The following is a 16,028-nucleotide window of genomic DNA, read 5'->3' as shown; positions in this document are numbered from 1 at the left end:
TAAGTTTTTTGCAACGCAAATTCATTGCTGTTTTTGTGAAGGTCAGCCAAGATTAGGTATGATCAAATTAGATTGATATGGGAATAAAGCCTTGAGCGATTACTTCAAGAATGCCGTATTGTGGCTCATCATACTCGGTGTTCTGATTTTGATTTTTAGCAACGTCAGTGACCGCAATAAGCCTGCAGCGATGAAATATTCAGATTTCGTTGCAGCGGTAAATGCTGGGCAAATTAAACAGGTCACCATTGATGGATTGAATATCAGTGGTGAGAAAACCAATGGTTCTTCATTTGAGACGGTTCGCCCACAAGTAGAAGACACTGAGTTGCTACCAAGCTTGAACAAACAAAATGTAGTGGTTGAGGGCACAGCACCACAACGCCAGGGCATTTTGATGCAACTTCTTATTGCGAGTTTCCCTGTATTACTGATCATCCTGTTGTTCATGTTCTTCATGCGTAATATGGGCGGTGGTGCTGGTGGTAAAAACGGTCCGATGAGCTTTGGCAAGTCAAAGGCAAAAATGCTGTCTGAAGACCAGATCAAGGTCACATTTGCTGATGTTGCAGGCTGTGACGAAGCAAAACAGGAAGTGGTTGAAATTGTAGATTTCCTGAAAGACCCTGCTAAATTTAAGCGTCTTGGTGCAACCATTCCTCGTGGTGTATTGATGGTGGGTCCTCCAGGTACAGGTAAAACATTATTGGCAAAAGCCATTGCGGGTGAAGCCAAGGTTCCTTTCTTCAGTATCTCTGGTTCTGACTTTGTTGAGATGTTTGTTGGTGTGGGTGCGTCCCGTGTTCGCGATATGTTCGAACAGGCAAAACGCCATGCACCATGTATCATCTTTATTGATGAGATTGATGCGGTGGGTCGTCACCGTGGTTCAGGTACAGGGGGTGGTCATGATGAGCGTGAACAAACCCTGAACCAGATGCTTGTTGAGATGGACGGTTTTGAGGGTAATGAAGGCGTGATCGTCATTGCCGCAACCAACCGTGTCGATGTGCTTGATAAAGCCTTGCTTCGTCCAGGTCGTTTTGACCGTCAGGTGATGGTGGGTCTGCCAGACATCCGTGGTCGTGAGCAAATTCTGAATGTTCACTTGAAGAAACTTCCTTCAGTGACTGGTGTGGATGTTAAGATTCTTGCCCGTGGTACGCCTGGTTTCTCTGGTGCGCAACTTGCGAATTTGGTGAATGAAGCTGCATTGTTTGCTGCCCGCCGTAATAAAAATACGGTTGACATGCATGACTTTGAAGATGCAAAAGACAAGATCTACATGGGTCCTGAGCGTAAGTCGATGGTGATCCGTGAAGAAGAGCGTCGCGCAACGGCCTACCATGAAGCTGGACATGCGATTGTTGCTGAAATCCTACCAGGTACAGATCCTGTGCATAAGGTAACGATTATGCCACGTGGTTGGGCATTGGGCGTGACTTGGCAGCTTCCTGAACAAGACCAGACCAGCCATTATAAAGACAAGATGTTGAATGAACTTTCAATCCTGTTTGGTGGTCGTATTGCGGAAGAAATCTTCATCAACCGCATGTCAACTGGTGCATCCAATGACTTTGAACGTGCAACTAAGATGGCACGTGCAATGGTCACCAAATATGGTATGTCAGATGCGCTTGGTGTCATGGTGTATGAGGACGAAAACCAGAGTGGTTTCTTCGGCAATGTTGGTAGTCGTACCATTTCAGAAGCGACTCAACAAAAAGTAGATGAAGAAGTACGTCGTATTTTGGATGAGCAATATACCGTTGCACGTAATATCTTGGAAAATAATAAAGATATCGCGCATGCAATGGTGAAAGCACTGATGGATTGGGAAACGATTGATCGTGATCAAATCCGTGACATTATGGAAGGTCGTGAACCACAACCACCTAAGGTCTATATTCCTGAAAATCCAGTGGCTGCATTTGAACCACCGAAAGATGGTCCATCTACACCACCACCATTACCAGCAATGGGCTAATGGTTGAAATCAAGAAGAGTCGCTAAAAGCGGCTCTTTTTTTGTCCTTATTTTAGCCAAGCTGAAAATAAATCAACAATGTTCTTAGGACAGTCTTGTTAAAATAAAGTGATTCGTAAAGTGTTAAGAGTTTTTTGATAATGCAGTTGATGCCATTACCACAGTGCCAGTTACACTGTGGTCGTTTTATACTGGATTTATCCCAGCCACAGATTATGGGTATTCTCAATGTCACCCCTGATTCTTTCAGTGATGGTGGACAGCATCATCATAAGGAACAGGCCGTTCAACGTGCTTTACAGATGATAGAAGAGGGTGCAAGCATTATTGATATTGGTGGAGAATCCACGCGCCCCAATGCGTCACCTGTTGAGCTTGAGGAAGAAATTCAGCGTGTGATTCCTGTGGTGGAAGCATTGGCAAAATATGATGTTGTTATTTCAATAGATACCAGCCAGCCAGAAGTAATTCGTGCTGCTGTAAAAGCGGGCGCACATATCTGGAATGATGTTCGTGCCTTAACCCGTCCGCAAGCATTGGAAACGGCTGCTGAGTTGAATATTCCTGTGATATTGATGCATATGCGTGGTGAACCAACCAATATGAACCAGCTTGATCAATATACAAATGTCACAGAAGATGTGATGTATGAGTTAGAGCAACGCTTGGATCAGGCACTCGAAATGGGAATCAAAAAATACAATATCATCCTTGATCCTGGTTTTGGTTTTGCTAAAAATGCTCAACAGAATTTTCAATTATTAAATGAATTCTGGAAGCTGAACCAGATGGGCTATCCGATCTTGTCAGGTTTGTCCCGTAAGCGTTTTATTGGTGAAGCCTTAAATGGTATACCTGCACAAGAACGTGCAGTGGGCAGTGTTGCAGGACATCTAATGAGTATTCAGCAGGGTGCCAGTATTGTCCGTGCGCACGATGTCAAAGCGACCAGTGATGCCATTAACGTCTGGAAAATGATGTTCAATCAATAATAGTTTAGGGTATTGATACAACCGTAAGATTCTATTGGCTTGCTCCATAAATATATCAGATGAGTAATTTTTAAAAATGGAAAATAAAACAATTACATATAAAAGCTTGTGGGTGTTTGCACTCATTCTCAGTCTAGGATTTATTGTTTCGGCTGCGGTGATTGGCTATGCCGTGAAGCAGTTTAATAACAGCAGTAATTCAATTACCGTCAAGGGACTGGCAGAAAAACCGATTCAGGCAGATTCGGCCCGTTGGGAAATTAACCTGCAAACCAGCCACACTTCAGAAAGTATTCCACAGGCCTATCAGTTACTTGATCAGCAAATGAAAACCTTGCAGGGTTTCTTTGTTGAGCATGGGTTTAAAGCCGCTGATATGCAATTGGGTAATAAGAGTTCCCAGTCTTATTATGAAGAGGTGGAGACGGATGAGGGACGAACCCGACGTGAGTTTAAAGGCTATATTGCAATGCAGTCTTTGGTGATCAACAGTCGTGATATTCAAAAGATTGAAAAGGCAGCCAAAGATGCGTATTTGCTGGATGAAAAAGGCATTGCAATTGCCCAAAAACCTGATTATCTGGTGTCTAATTTAGAAGAAATTAAAATGTCATTGATTGCCAATGCCACCAAAAATGCCTATAGCCGTGCCAATGAATTTGCCAAGGTCGGTGGTGCGAAAGTGGGTAGCATGCGTTCAGCCAGTCAGGGTGCATTTTATATTTTGCCTGAAAGTGGTTCGGATGAAGATAGTGATTATGGTGGAGCCTATGATAAAGCTACCATTAATAAGATTGCCCGTGTGGTGGTGACCATTAATTATGCGATTGAATAATCAATCAAAATAAGACAGTAAAGTGCGATTATGAAGATCAGGATACATTCAAATATGGTGTATCTTTCTTTTCTTGCATACAATGATTTTGATCTAGCCATATATTTGAAAAGATAAATAAAATTGGGGAAATGAAAAATGCATCATCTTGCAAAAATATTTGCTTTAACCGTACTTGGCAGCATGATTGCCGCTTGTCAATCAGTTGAATCACAGCATCGTGAAGTTGCAATAGAAGCCCATGATCGCGCGATGGCCGCAAATATGAAACGTATGGTTGCACCACGTCCTGTATTGGCAATTGCAGCCATGCCCGCACCTGCAATGGAACGCCAGCGTTTGCAACAAAACACCGAAAAATATCAGAAAAATGATGTGAATCCTGTGCATCGGGTTGCAGATCAGGCAGTTTCAACCTTTAGCATTGATGTTGATACAGGCAGTTATAGCAATACTCGCCGTTTCCTGAATGATGGGCGTTTACCGCCAGTCGATGCGGTTCGTGCTGAGGAAATGATTAACTACTTTGATTATCAATATCCACAGCCAAACAGCATTCACCCATTCTCGGTCACGACTGAAATTGTTGATTCACCCTGGAAACAACATGCCAAACTGATCAAGATCGGGATTCAAGCCAAAGACTTGGCAACCAAACAGTTAGCACCAGCCAATCTGGTTTTCCTTGTCGATGTCTCAGGCAGTATGGATGCACCAGATAAATTGCCCTTGGTTAAGCAAACTCTACGTTTATTGACTGAGCAACTACGTCCGCAAGATAAGGTCACGATTATTACCTATGCCAGTGGTGAAAAACTGGTTTTGGAACCTACTTCGGGCGATCAAAAAGACAAGATTTTGCGTGTGATTGATGCTTTGCAGGCGAGTGGTGCAACCGCAGGCGAGCAGGCGATTCAACTGGCTTATCAACAGGCAGAAAAAGCCATGCTGAAAAATGGCATCAATCGAATTTTGCTGGCAACGGATGGTGACTTTAATGTCGGGATCACCGATTTTAGTACCCTAAAAGGCATGGTGGCGGAAAAACGAAAAAGTGGTATTTCGCTCACCACGTTGGGCTTCGGCACAGGCAACTATAATGAACAGTTGATGGAGCAGCTTGCCGATGCGGGTGATGGTAATTACAGTTATATCGACAATAAGAATGAAGCCAAAAAAGTGGTGCAGCGTCAGCTTTCATCCACACTTGCGACAGTAGCGCAGGATGTCAAAATTCAGGTCGAGTTTAATCCAGCGACTGTAAAAGAATACCGTTTGGTCGGCTATGAAAATCGGATGCTGAAACAGGAAGATTTTAATAACGACAAGGTTGATGCAGGTGATATTGGGGCGGGGCATAATGTCACTGCCATTTATGAGATCATTCCAGTCGGGCAGCAAGGCTGGCTCAGTGATTCACGCTACCAAACCCCGACAAAAACCAGTGCAGGAAATACCTCGGAATATGCTTTTGTCAATGTGCGTTATAAATTACCGAATCAGGATAAAAGTATTTTATTGAATCATTCTGTGCCAGTAGGTCGTAAATCTTTATCCCAAGCCAGTAATGATACCCGTTTTGCGATTGCAGTGGCTTCCTATGCCCAGCAGTTAAAAGGTGGAGAATATAATGGTGCAATGGGCTGGGATCAGATTATTCAACTGGCGCAGCAGTCAGCCAAACCCGATCCTTATTTAATGCGAGAGGAATTTGTTGAATTGGCAAAAATCGCAAAAAATCTCAGTGCTAAAAAGGACTAGAGATTAAATTGATGAAAAGCGGTCGGAAAAACCGCTTTTTTATTGCCTAAATCTCGTGATTTGCAGCAGATTATGCTATAAGCATGGCGTTTTATTGACATCTTATTGTGTATGTTTGAAGATTTACTCCTCCCCATGTTTGATGATGAATATTATCCCGATATTCTGGTGGCCGAAGTCAAACAGCATATTCAGCAATTCTCAAAAAAAGTAACTGGTTCAGGCGTATCTGAATCGGATATTTATCGTTTCGCCCATCAAACCCTGATTGAAATTAACGAAATGAAACCGCAGTTTGATGATCTGGATTCAAGCCTGGATGATACGGCTGCCGATTATATTGCTGAAGCCATGATGATGATTGTGCAGGAGGCGGGATATTTGGAGATTGAAATGGAAGAGTTGATTGCCAATCGGGAGTGGTAAGCTACACTCCCGAGCTAAAGTTTCTCTTTAAAAAGTGATTATTGCGCTGTTTCACTCCAAAGTTTGGGTAAAACAATTTGCCCTGAAATCCCTGCCTCAATTTTAGGCTGTCTGATTTTTTGATAATAGATACTTTCACTATTGATCAATAAACCCAAAGTATCATTTTTATGCAATTTTGCATTGACACTTGAAAGTTCAATATTTTGACCCTCACCATCTTGCTGTAATGAACCCTGTATCACCTGATCATAAAGACGTTTTTTTGCTGGATTCAAGGGTGTAGTCTGTTCATTTAGAATCTGGTATTTGCCCGTACTGGCTGATTTTACTGCAACGGAAATAAACAGGGTTGGGGCGATTTGCCCAAACTTTGACTCAATGTTGAGTGTCAGCTGTGGTGAACCCGTCATATAAGTGGTTTGGGTTGCGCTATGAATGGGAATAAACACCGCCTGTTTCGGTGTTGCTGCAATCCACGTTTTGGCAATGCTGTAGTGTGTGCTAGGCGTTAAATCACTCAGATGATTCACAGGGCTATGGTCAATACATAATTCAGGCAATGTTATGGGTGTCTGATCTTTAAGCTTCTGGTTAAACCACGCCATAATGGTATCTTGCAAATTATAGTGTTGTTTATTGCCACAACTGACTGACTTGCCAATATACCAAAATGGTGTGTTGCCCAATGGTGAATGTTGGGCAAAAGGCTGTAAATGACCACCTTGAACACCGATTAAATGTACCTCATGCTGGGCATGCTGAATACATTGTGCAGCTTTGACTCCCTCATTAAATGGAAACAATACATCCCGAAATCCCTGAATAATCAGGGCATCTGCTTTTGGTGCCTGGGCATGTTCACAAAACCAGCTGGCCTGATGGGTTTTAAGGAAGTTATAGGTAGAATCCTTTAATTGACCTTGCTGGGTATCGACATAGGCCTGCTTGAGTTCAGGATGAAACTTGTTCCAGTTCCACCAGTCACCAATCAGGTTCAGGAATGCAATCCAGTTAGTTTTGGGAATGCCATTTGGGGCAAGGCTATTCATAATGTCATACCATGTTGTGATCGGTACAATCGCCTGTAGACGGGGATCTAAAGCGGAAACCAAATACTGTATGCCACCCGCATAGGACTAACCAATCATACCTGCACGGACACCGTTCTGATTTTTTGACAATTGAGGAAGATTCTGTTCAGCCCAGTTCATAATGCTGATCACGTCCTGAGCTTCCTTTTCAGGATCGGCAAGGCGAATTTTACCCTGACTATTGCCATGCCCACGCTGGTCATAACTAATCACCCAATAACCATTTTGCCAGGCTTTTTTTGCCACTTGTCCAGTCGGTAGCAGAAAACCATACAGGCTCAGGCTAGGGCGTTTCATACGGGACAAGCCAAAACCATGCGTATGCAATAACAAAGGCGCAGTTTGGCCGATCTTTAAATGTGGCTGATAAACAGTAAACGCCAGTACCGTGCCATCAGGAGCGATGGTTTTTGCCTGATAATAACGCTGTTTTAATTCACTGGCCTTGACTTGAGTAGGGATAGGTTGAACAGCGGCATGCATACAACCTTGTAATGCCAGAACTAAGCCAAACCATAGCCATAAAAGGTAGGTACGCATCGATTTTTTTCATCCTTGAGCAAATCTTTGGGAGTTCACAATGTGAGTGGCTATAGTTTAACGTGGCTCATCAATGGATACCATCCACTGATAGATCATTTTGGCTGACCTATCAGTTTTAATCGTTACAACACACGGGCTTTGTTGCGATAGGCATATAGAGACAGGCCTAGGCATAAAAAAATTAAACCTATAATCAAGTGTGAGCTAAGAGATTCATGGTTAAAAAATACACCCCAAAATGTGGCCAATACAGGTGTAAGGATCGTGATCAGCATCACTGTGGTTGGATTCAACTTCTGGATGAGGTGAAAATAAAAAATCATTGCGAGTATGGAAGAAAAAAACGCACTATAAAGTATAGCCAGACTTGCCTCTAAGCCTGGCAGTTGTGTTGGCATCTCATTCATAAAAAAGGGCAACAGGCACACATAGCCCAACCATGATACTAGGGTTGAACCTGTGGTCTGAATGATGGGATGGATGTCAGCACCAACTTTCGCCACGGCAAACATTGAAATGACATAAAGAAATACGGCCAGCATCACATAGCCAACGCCCAGCATATCCATCTGAATATGATCAGCACCAATTCCCATCGTGAGTGCTAAACCGAATATGGCAAGACTCAGTCCATACCATTGACGTTTTAAAAAATGTTCACGTTTTAAAATAAACACCGCAATCAAGCCTGACCATAATGGGGCTGTGCCAAAAATAATCGAGATCATGCCAGATGAAATTCGGGTTGCGCCGATATAGCAAAAGGTCATTGAACCAAACAATCCCAATGCTCCTGCGGCATAACTCATCAGGGATTTTTTATTGATGATAAGTTTTAGTCGAAAATAAAACAGACAGATCAAGGCCAGAGGAATGGCAATACTGAATCGTAGAAACAAGCCCCACGCCCAATGAATTTCATGCACTGTCCAGACGGCTGCCAATGGGGTCAATGACCAGATCAGCACCACAGCAATGAATTGACCGACTGTAGCAAGGCGAGGGTTGGCAGGGACTACAGTCGGTTGTACCTGTGTGGTGTGTATAAAATTCTTTTGCTGAAATTGTGACATGAGAAATCTCCTATTATTGTTGCAATCGCAACGGTGTGTTTTTTAGATTTAAAAAAAAATAGGGCAATAAAAAAGGTCGCTACTGAGGCGACCTTGCTGTTCAAATGATGCTTTTAAATTGTCATCGGCTGAATATTTGCAAAGTCCCCCGCATTAAAATGCAGACACGTCGCCATGCCGCACTGGCGGGAATGCTGTGCAGAATCATAATCAGGCGTGTAGAGGAAACTTGCTTTGCCAACATGAGCATGATTTAAAAATAAACGATAGATTTTTATAACATAAGCTTGGGTTGAAAAATAGTTATAATCTCAAATCATGATAAAAATATCAGTGAATAAAATAAAGAATTTGTGATTGCTTAACATGAGAATCTTTCCATAATGATGTCATCCAGTTAGCCTGGTGGCAACCTACTGGACCAGCCGTAAGCATATTGCGACTTGGGTATTGTGGGTATTTGTGGATATTGTCTATGTGGGTATGTTTATCTACAAGGAACTGTTCCATAAAAAATCCAGTTTTAATCTATGGTCAAACTGGATATTCAGTGTGTTATGACTTATGTTTCCAATAAGGCCAATTTTCCTCAGGACTAAACTGATAATTGTCATCCAGCCAGTACGTCCGTTTGAGCGCAGATTTTTCTTTCAGTCCCATGATATGCATCAGGTTATTATCCAGTTCTGCCGTGTTCAGTGTCCTGGTTTTATCCACCCCAGTTGAGGGGATATGGTCATACCACATGATCATGGGAACCTGATAACCTGCCTTGGTATTTGGGCTGTGGCCTGCATAGTCAATTTCATGCCCAACTTCATTGCCATGATCCGATACCACCATGAATGACCTGAAGTCTGGCACATGATCGGCCTGCAACTCATCCAGAAATTTGGCCAACAACCAATCTTCATACAACAGCGCGTTGTCATAATCGTTGCGTAGCGAACGAATCCACGGGTCAATATCCCTGTTTTTAAGGTCATTTTCCACCGCATCATTACTGGTGCTGGTAAAGCGGTTAAAGGCTGCTGGATAACGTTCCTGATAGTTGGGATGGGCACCAATCAAATGCAGGATAATCAATTTTTTCGGTTCAGGATCAGCCAGTGCCTGCTGATAATCAGGGAACAGGTTTTCATCAAGAGAACTGCTGCTACGCCCTGAACGCCTGTTTTTATAAATGGCTTTATCTGTATAAGAACCAAAAAGGGAGGAGAGATAAACATCGTCCTGATTGCTGATCCAGTAAATTTTATAGCCTGCCGCTCGGGCATAGGCCAACACACTTTCAGGGGAATATTTATCATGTTCCGATGCGGGACTTTTCGTCAATAAAACCCGTAAGGCATTGATGGTGGAAGGAACAGGTGAAAAGGCGTTGCAAAAAACCTTAAGCTGATCCAGTCGTTTACTGAGTTCTGGTGTGGTATCTCTTGGATACCCACATACACCATAATTTAGGCTGGTGATACTTTCTGAAAGTACCAGCACATGGGTTTGTTTGCCCTTTGCCTGATCAGTTAAGACCAGATTTTGTTTTGCGCTGAGATCCCATTGCTGATGTACAGCTTTATGTTGCTTGATCCTGTTTTTAAAATTCTGGATTTTGGCATGATAGTCTTGCCAAAATACCACAGGATGAACTTTGCGCGAGGGCTTCATTAAATAACTGGTTACAGTTAACAGCATCAGAAAAATGATGCAAATCCGATAAATACGGCTATTCCAGAGCTGGCTAAAATGTACAGGTTTAACTAATTTAAAAACAGCATAGCTATAAATGCCAAGCAACACCACAAGACTGAACAGTACAGCAGCCAGCAAGGCGAGATGAAGCTGGAAAAACTCCAGAATTTCATGTTTGTTGGTGTTGGCAACTGCCTCGATAATAAAATAGGCTTCATTATCACTGTTGAATAAAAACCATGTACTTGAGCGTAGCAAGGCATCTATCCATGCAACCAGCCACCAGAGGATAGACAGGATATACCAGTAATTTTTATGACGCGTAATCGCAAGATACGTGAAAACAACACCAAGCAAGGATAGGAAGCCCAGTCGTAAACCATCGGTTAAATTTCCAGCAAAACTCAACAGGCCACCCGTGATTAATGCAGGCAGCACAATAAGCAGCAAAATCTTAAAATTTTTTAAGCTGGCTTTCATATGGTTCTAATGCAGTGGGAGAGAGTAACAAGCGTGCTAATATCGGTTTAAGTGGAGGATGTGTCAATTCAAAATTGGGAAGTGTTTGATTGCACAGCAAATTAAATTGATTAGCCCAGCTTAATTTCTAATGGGAATGAACATTAAAATTATTTCCCTTAAGTCTCCAAAATCCATTATTTCTCCGCAATTTCCTTTTTTTTGCAATGATATGTTAATAGAGATGGTGTTTGCTGGAAAGCTCGGTAACGATCATAGGCTGAAAGTCACCATATTTGTTTATGTTTTTGAAAAATTGACTGTTTCAACCATGGAATGAACAGCCGTGCTATCTAAGTTTTTTATTGAGCGACCCATTTTTGCAGGTGTACTTGCCATTATCGTCATGGCTTTAGGGATACTCGCGATTCTCAACTTAGCTGTGGAACGTTATCCTGATATTGCACCTCCCAAAATTACCGTCTCAACAAACTATAGTGGCGCAGATGCCAAAACTGTTGAGCAGAGCGTCACTCAGGTGTTGGAACAGCAAATCCAGGGGCTTGACCATTTACTGTATTTTAGTTCAACCAGTGATGCCTCAGGCCGTAGCCGTATTACCATCAGTTTTGAAAATGGCACCAATCCAGATACCGCACAGGTTCAGGTACAAAATAAAATCAGTGGTGTGATTCGACGTTTACCCGATGCCGTACAGCGTCAGGGCGTCAATGTCAGCAAGTCACTTGGCGATATTTTCATGGTGGTGGGGTTGTATGACAGTACAGGAAAATCAACCAACATCGCCTTATCCGATTATCTTTCAACCCATGTACTGGATAATTTAAATCGTATTGATGGGGTGGGTGAAACCGATGTGTTTGGTTCACAGTATGCCATGCGAATTTGGCTGGATCCCAATAAACTGATCCAGTACCACCTCATCCCCAATGACATTGTTGCAGCGATTAGCACCCAAAATACGCAGGTTGCCGCGGGTGCAATTGGTGATCTGCCTGTGGTGGATGGTCAATATCTCAATGCCAAAGTGACTTCAGGTTCCCGATTAAAAACCATTCAGGACTTTGAGCAAATCGTGGTTAAATCCAATGTCTCGGGCAGCTTTGTTTTACTCAAGGATATTGCGCGTATTGAGTTGGGTGCGGAAAACTACCAGTCTTTTAACACTATCAATGGCTATCCAGCGGCAGGTTTGGGAATTTCGCTTTCTTCGGGCGCCAATGCCATCCAGACCTCTAAACTGATTCACCAGACGCTGGATGAGTTATCTAGCAAACTACCTGCTGGCTATAAAATCGTTTATCCACGGGACAACACACCTTTTGTTCAGGAATCCATCAAGGAAGTGGTCAAGACACTGGTTGAGGCCATTGCTCTGGTGATTCTGGTGATGTTCCTGTTCCTGCAAAGCTGGCGTGCCACGCTGATTCCCAGTATTACTGTACCGATTGTGATTCTCGGTACTTTTGCTGTGCTGGAGCTGCTTGGGTTTAGTATCAATACCTTAACCTTATTTGCTTTGGTCCTTGCCATTGGCCTGTTGGTGGATGATGCCATTGTGGTGGTGGAAAACGTGGAAAGATTGATGCATGAGCAGCATCTCTCTCCCAAACAGGCTGCCACTGAGTCGATGCAGGAAATCAGCGGGGCACTGATCGGGATTACGTTGGTGCTGACTGCGGTCTTTATTCCAATGTCTTTCTTTGCAGGTTCAATCGGTGTGATCTATCGCCAGTTCTCCATTACCCTGGTTGCTGCCATGATATTGTCACTGCTGGTGGCATTGGTATTGACGCCTGCATTGTGTGCCTTGATTCTAAAACCAAACCATCAACCTAAAAAATGGGCTGTTCACTTCAATAACGGAATTGAACGCTTAAAAACCAAATACCTGAATTTAGTCCAGACCACATTGCGCTATAAAGCACCTGTTTTGGTGGTGTTTGTTGCATTGATTGCGGTATTTGCCTTGTTCTATAAAGGTTTGCAAAGCAGTTTCTTGCCGAAAGAGGATCAGGGAATCCTAAGTGTGCAATTTAGGCTGGTGGATAGCGCACCGTTGTCCAAAAGTCAGGAAGTGGGTGAGTTGATTCGACAATATTTTCTCCAGAATGAACAACACAACGTCAAGCTGGTACTGATTCGTTATGGACGCAATAACTCAGGTACAGGGCAAAACTTAGGACAGGGTTTTATTGCACTGAATCATTGGGATGAACGCACGGGACAGAAAAATTCTGCCGAAGCCATTCGTAAACGGGCGCTTAAATATTTTAGCCAATTTCCGAATGCCCAGATTAATGTGAGCTTACCTGCTTCGGTAAATGGTCTGGGTTCAACCGATGGACTTGATTTCTGGATTCAGGACCTGAATGGTCAGGGCGACCAATTCCTTGATCAAAGCTTTAAGCAACTACAGCTGCTCGGTCAGAAATTTTCCAGCTTTGAAAATCTGGACAAGCAGTCAACCGACAGTAAAGCCACCCTGAATGTGAAGATTGACCATAAACAGGCGTTGGCAAATGGCCTAAACCTGAATGATATCAATAGCACCTTGTCAACGGCATGGGGTGGAAACTATGTAAATGACTTTATTGATCGGGGGCGGATTAAGCAGGTGATTTTACAAGGAGATGCACCTTTTCGTTCCAAACCAGAAGATTTATATCAATGGTCAGTCCGCAACAGCCAAAACCAGATGGTACCATTCAGTTCATTCTCAAATACTGCCTGGGCAGGAAATCCAAGTATTGTGCAGCGTTATATGGGCTATAGCGCCTTGCAACTGCAGGCCAATGTGGGCAGTGGCCAATCGTCTGGACAGGCCATGAAAGATATTGAGCAGTTGGTGGGCCAGCAACAGGGACTGGGATTATTGTGGACAGGACTTTCCTATCAGGAAAAGCAGTCAACCAATCAGGCCATCTGGCTATATTTAATCTCCATTGCATTTATTTTCCTATGCTTGGCCGCCCTATATGAGAGCTTGCGTATCCCAATGGCGGTGATGACTGCAATTCCCTTGGGGATTGGAGGCAGTATTATCTTTGCGCATAGTTTTGGTTTGCCGAATGATGTGTATTTCCAGATAGCCTTGCTGACCACCATTGGCCTGTCCTGTAAAAATGCGATTCTGATTGTTGAGTTTGCGGCAATGGCACAGGCACAAGGGAAAAATGCCATTCAGGCCGCATTACAGGGTGCAGGCTTGCGTTTACGCCCGATTCTGATGACATCCTTTGCTTTTGGCGTGGGGGTGATTCCCTTGGTTTTTGCTTTTGGTGCGGGTGCGGTCAGCCGTCAGGAAATCGGGATCAGTGTTTTGGGTGGAGTGGTCTTTGGAACGGTCTTGGTGCTGATCTTTATTCCATTTATGTTTGTACTGGTTGCCAATATGTTTAAACCTAAACACAAACTGGAAACCATTGAATAAGACAGTCTTTAAAATTCAGGTCTATGAGTTAAGCTCATAGACCTGAATTATTAATTGCTTCAATGATTTTATCCATTGGAGCGTAAAACCTCGGGGTTTAGCCCGAGGATATAAGCGACTGGCGTAAGCCTTAATGCGGTGTTTGCTGTTGTTGAATATACTGCTTAATAATCCCAATAGGCGCACCTGCGCATGATGCAGCGAAGTAACTAGGCGACCACAAGGCATTACCCCATAATTTGCTTTTAATTTCAGGGTGTTTGGTTCGTAAAATTCGACTAGATGCACCTTTCAAGCTATTTACCAAACTAGAAATAGCGACTTTAGGCGGATAATTGACGAGCAAATGTACATGGTCATGTTCACCGTCAAACTCTACCAACTCAGCTTCAAAGTCCAAGCATACACGCTCAAATACTTCACGCATCGTTTCAAGCATTGCTTTAGTAAAAACATCACGCCGATATTTAGCCACAAAGACTAAATGAACGTGCATATTAAAAACACAGTGGCGACCTGTTCTAATCTCTTGACTATTACTCATAGACCAAATATATTTTAAGTATGAAAACACTTAAATTACGCATAAAAGACAAACATTGCAAGGTGCTAAATCAGATGGCATCTGAGGTGAATTTTGTCTGGAATTACGTGAATGATTTGTGTTTTAAACATCTACAACGAAAACAACAATTCTTTTCAGCATACGACATTGCCAAATACACAAAAGGCACATCGAAAGAATGTAACTTGCACAGTCAAACCATTCAAGCAATAACAGAAGAACTCATGACAAGCAGCAAGCAATTCAAAAAAGCAAAACTGAAATGGCGAGTCAGCAATAAAAAATCAGCTAGGCGTTCATTGGGCTGGATACCGTTCAAGAAAGTAGCAATCAAATATGCTGATGGATATGTTCAATACGGCAAGCATCAATTCAAACTATGGGACAGCTACGGACTAAGCAAATACAATGTTAAAACAGGCTCGTTTGTAGAGGATAGTCGTGGGCGTTGGTATGTCTGTCTTGTAGTTGATTCAATTAAAACAGAGAAAACCAGCGCTAAAACCTCAATTGGTATAGACTTGGGTTTAAAGGACTTAGCCACTTGTTCAGATGGAGTAAAGCTCAAAGCCCCTCAAATCTATCGGCAATATGAACAAAAACTTGGCATAGCTCAACGTGCGAGAAATAAAAAGCGCGTCAAAGCGATTCACGCCAAGATTAAAAATATACGTCAAAACATGTTGCATCAATTCAGCCATAAACTGGTGAATGAACATGCAGCAATCTTCGTTGGCAATGTGAATGCCAAAGCACTAGCACGGACTAAATTAGCTAAGTCTGTATTAGATGCAAGTTGGACAACACTAAGAACCATGCTCAAGTATAAATGCGAGAACGCAGGGGTATGGTATGAAGAAGTCAATGAAGCGTATACCACCCAAACTTGTTCGTGCTGTGGCTCACGCTGTAGTAGTCCGAAAGGTAGAGCAGGCTTAGGAGTAAGAGAATGGCAGTGTATGGAGTGCGGTACGCTCCATGATCGGGATGTAAATTCCGCACTGAATATTCTTGCGCTCGGACATGAGCGTCTAGCAGTAGGAATCCCCGTCCTTTAGGTCGGGGAGGGTGTCAATCTGAACTGTAATAATAATTGTACCGACAAAGCTTAAAAACTACTTTATTCTCAAGCATAAACAAGGTTTTTAGGT

The 16,028-nt window shown here is 42.9% G+C and carries 10 protein-coding genes and 2 pseudogenes; 8 read left to right on the top strand and 4 right to left on the bottom strand.

The genetic code is table 11. The annotated features are described in order from the left end of the window. Window positions 1-91 precede the first annotated feature (91 nt). The 5 genes from ftsH to F973_RS10640 all read left to right on the top strand — a co-directional run bounded on the left by ftsH (window position 92) and on the right by F973_RS10640 (window position 6,000). Window positions 92-1,987, top strand: a complete 1,896-nt coding sequence (gene ftsH, locus F973_RS10660) for an ATP-dependent zinc metalloprotease FtsH (protein WP_004676659.1) — start codon at window positions 92-94, stop codon at window positions 1,985-1,987. A 139-nt stretch (window positions 1,988-2,126) separates the two neighbouring features. Further along, complete coding sequence (gene folP, locus F973_RS10655) at window positions 2,127-2,978, top strand: dihydropteroate synthase (protein WP_004682759.1); 852 nt, start codon at window positions 2,127-2,129, stop codon at window positions 2,976-2,978. A gap of 76 nt (window positions 2,979-3,054) precedes the next feature. Beyond that, the gene (locus F973_RS10650) at window positions 3,055-3,813 is read left to right on the top strand and encodes an SIMPL domain-containing protein (RefSeq protein ID WP_004682758.1); all 759 of its coding nucleotides are present in this window, start codon (window positions 3,055-3,057) and stop codon (window positions 3,811-3,813) included. A 138-nt stretch (window positions 3,814-3,951) separates the two neighbouring features. Further along, window positions 3,952-5,574, top strand: a complete 1,623-nt coding sequence (locus tag F973_RS10645; protein WP_004761742.1) for a vWA domain-containing protein — start codon at window positions 3,952-3,954, stop codon at window positions 5,572-5,574. A 111-nt stretch (window positions 5,575-5,685) separates the two neighbouring features. Further along, the gene (locus tag F973_RS10640; RefSeq protein ID WP_004682756.1) at window positions 5,686-6,000 is read left to right on the top strand and encodes a DUF5713 family protein; all 315 of its coding nucleotides are present in this window, start codon (window positions 5,686-5,688) and stop codon (window positions 5,998-6,000) included. Window positions 6,001-6,038: 38 nt separating this feature from the next. Here F973_RS10640 and F973_RS10635 read toward each other — a convergent pair. Together F973_RS10635 and F973_RS10630 are read right to left on the bottom strand one after the other, a co-directional pair. Beyond that, window positions 6,039-7,634: pseudogene (locus F973_RS10635) on the bottom strand (CocE/NonD family hydrolase). A gap of 125 nt (window positions 7,635-7,759) precedes the next feature. Next, window positions 7,760-8,710: a DMT family transporter gene (locus F973_RS10630; RefSeq protein WP_004761737.1), complete on the bottom strand. Its 951-nt coding sequence runs from the start codon at window positions 8,708-8,710 to the stop codon at window positions 7,760-7,762. A 399-nt stretch (window positions 8,711-9,109) separates the two neighbouring features. On the opposite strand from F973_RS10630, the pseudogene F973_RS14775 reads away from it, so the two are divergent. Next, window positions 9,110-9,217 (top strand): annotated as a pseudogene (locus F973_RS14775) (nicotinamide mononucleotide transporter); the annotation flags it as partial. Window positions 9,218-9,265: 48 nt separating this feature from the next. Here F973_RS14775 and F973_RS10625 read toward each other — a convergent pair. Then, entirely contained in the window at window positions 9,266-10,879 is a 1,614-nt protein-coding gene (locus tag F973_RS10625) for a phosphoethanolamine transferase (protein WP_004761734.1), read from the bottom strand. Between the two features lie 325 nt (window positions 10,880-11,204). Between F973_RS10625 and F973_RS10615 the strand changes: the two genes are divergently transcribed. Next, complete coding sequence (locus F973_RS10615; RefSeq protein WP_004761732.1) at window positions 11,205-14,312, top strand: multidrug efflux RND transporter permease subunit; 3,108 nt, start codon at window positions 11,205-11,207, stop codon at window positions 14,310-14,312. 130 nt (window positions 14,313-14,442) lie between these two features. Here F973_RS10615 and tnpA read toward each other — a convergent pair whose 3' ends face one another. Then, on the bottom strand, window positions 14,443-14,856 hold the full coding sequence (gene tnpA, locus F973_RS10610) for an IS200/IS605 family transposase (protein WP_004761731.1): 414 nt from the start codon (window positions 14,854-14,856) through the stop codon (window positions 14,443-14,445). A gap of 20 nt (window positions 14,857-14,876) precedes the next feature. Between tnpA and F973_RS10605 the strand changes: the two genes are divergently transcribed. Further along, a complete protein-coding gene (locus tag F973_RS10605) occupies window positions 14,877-15,935 on the top strand; it encodes an RNA-guided endonuclease InsQ/TnpB family protein (protein ID WP_034432625.1) in 1,059 nt (352 codons plus the stop codon). Window positions 15,936-16,028: the final 93 nt, after the last annotated feature.

This window comes from Acinetobacter sp. CIP 102129 (genome assembly GCF_000368305.1).
GTDB lineage: Bacteria > Pseudomonadota > Gammaproteobacteria > Pseudomonadales > Moraxellaceae > Acinetobacter > Acinetobacter parvus.
Note: the sequence above shows the minus strand (reverse complement) of the source record. Positions and strands in the feature narration are given on the sequence as shown.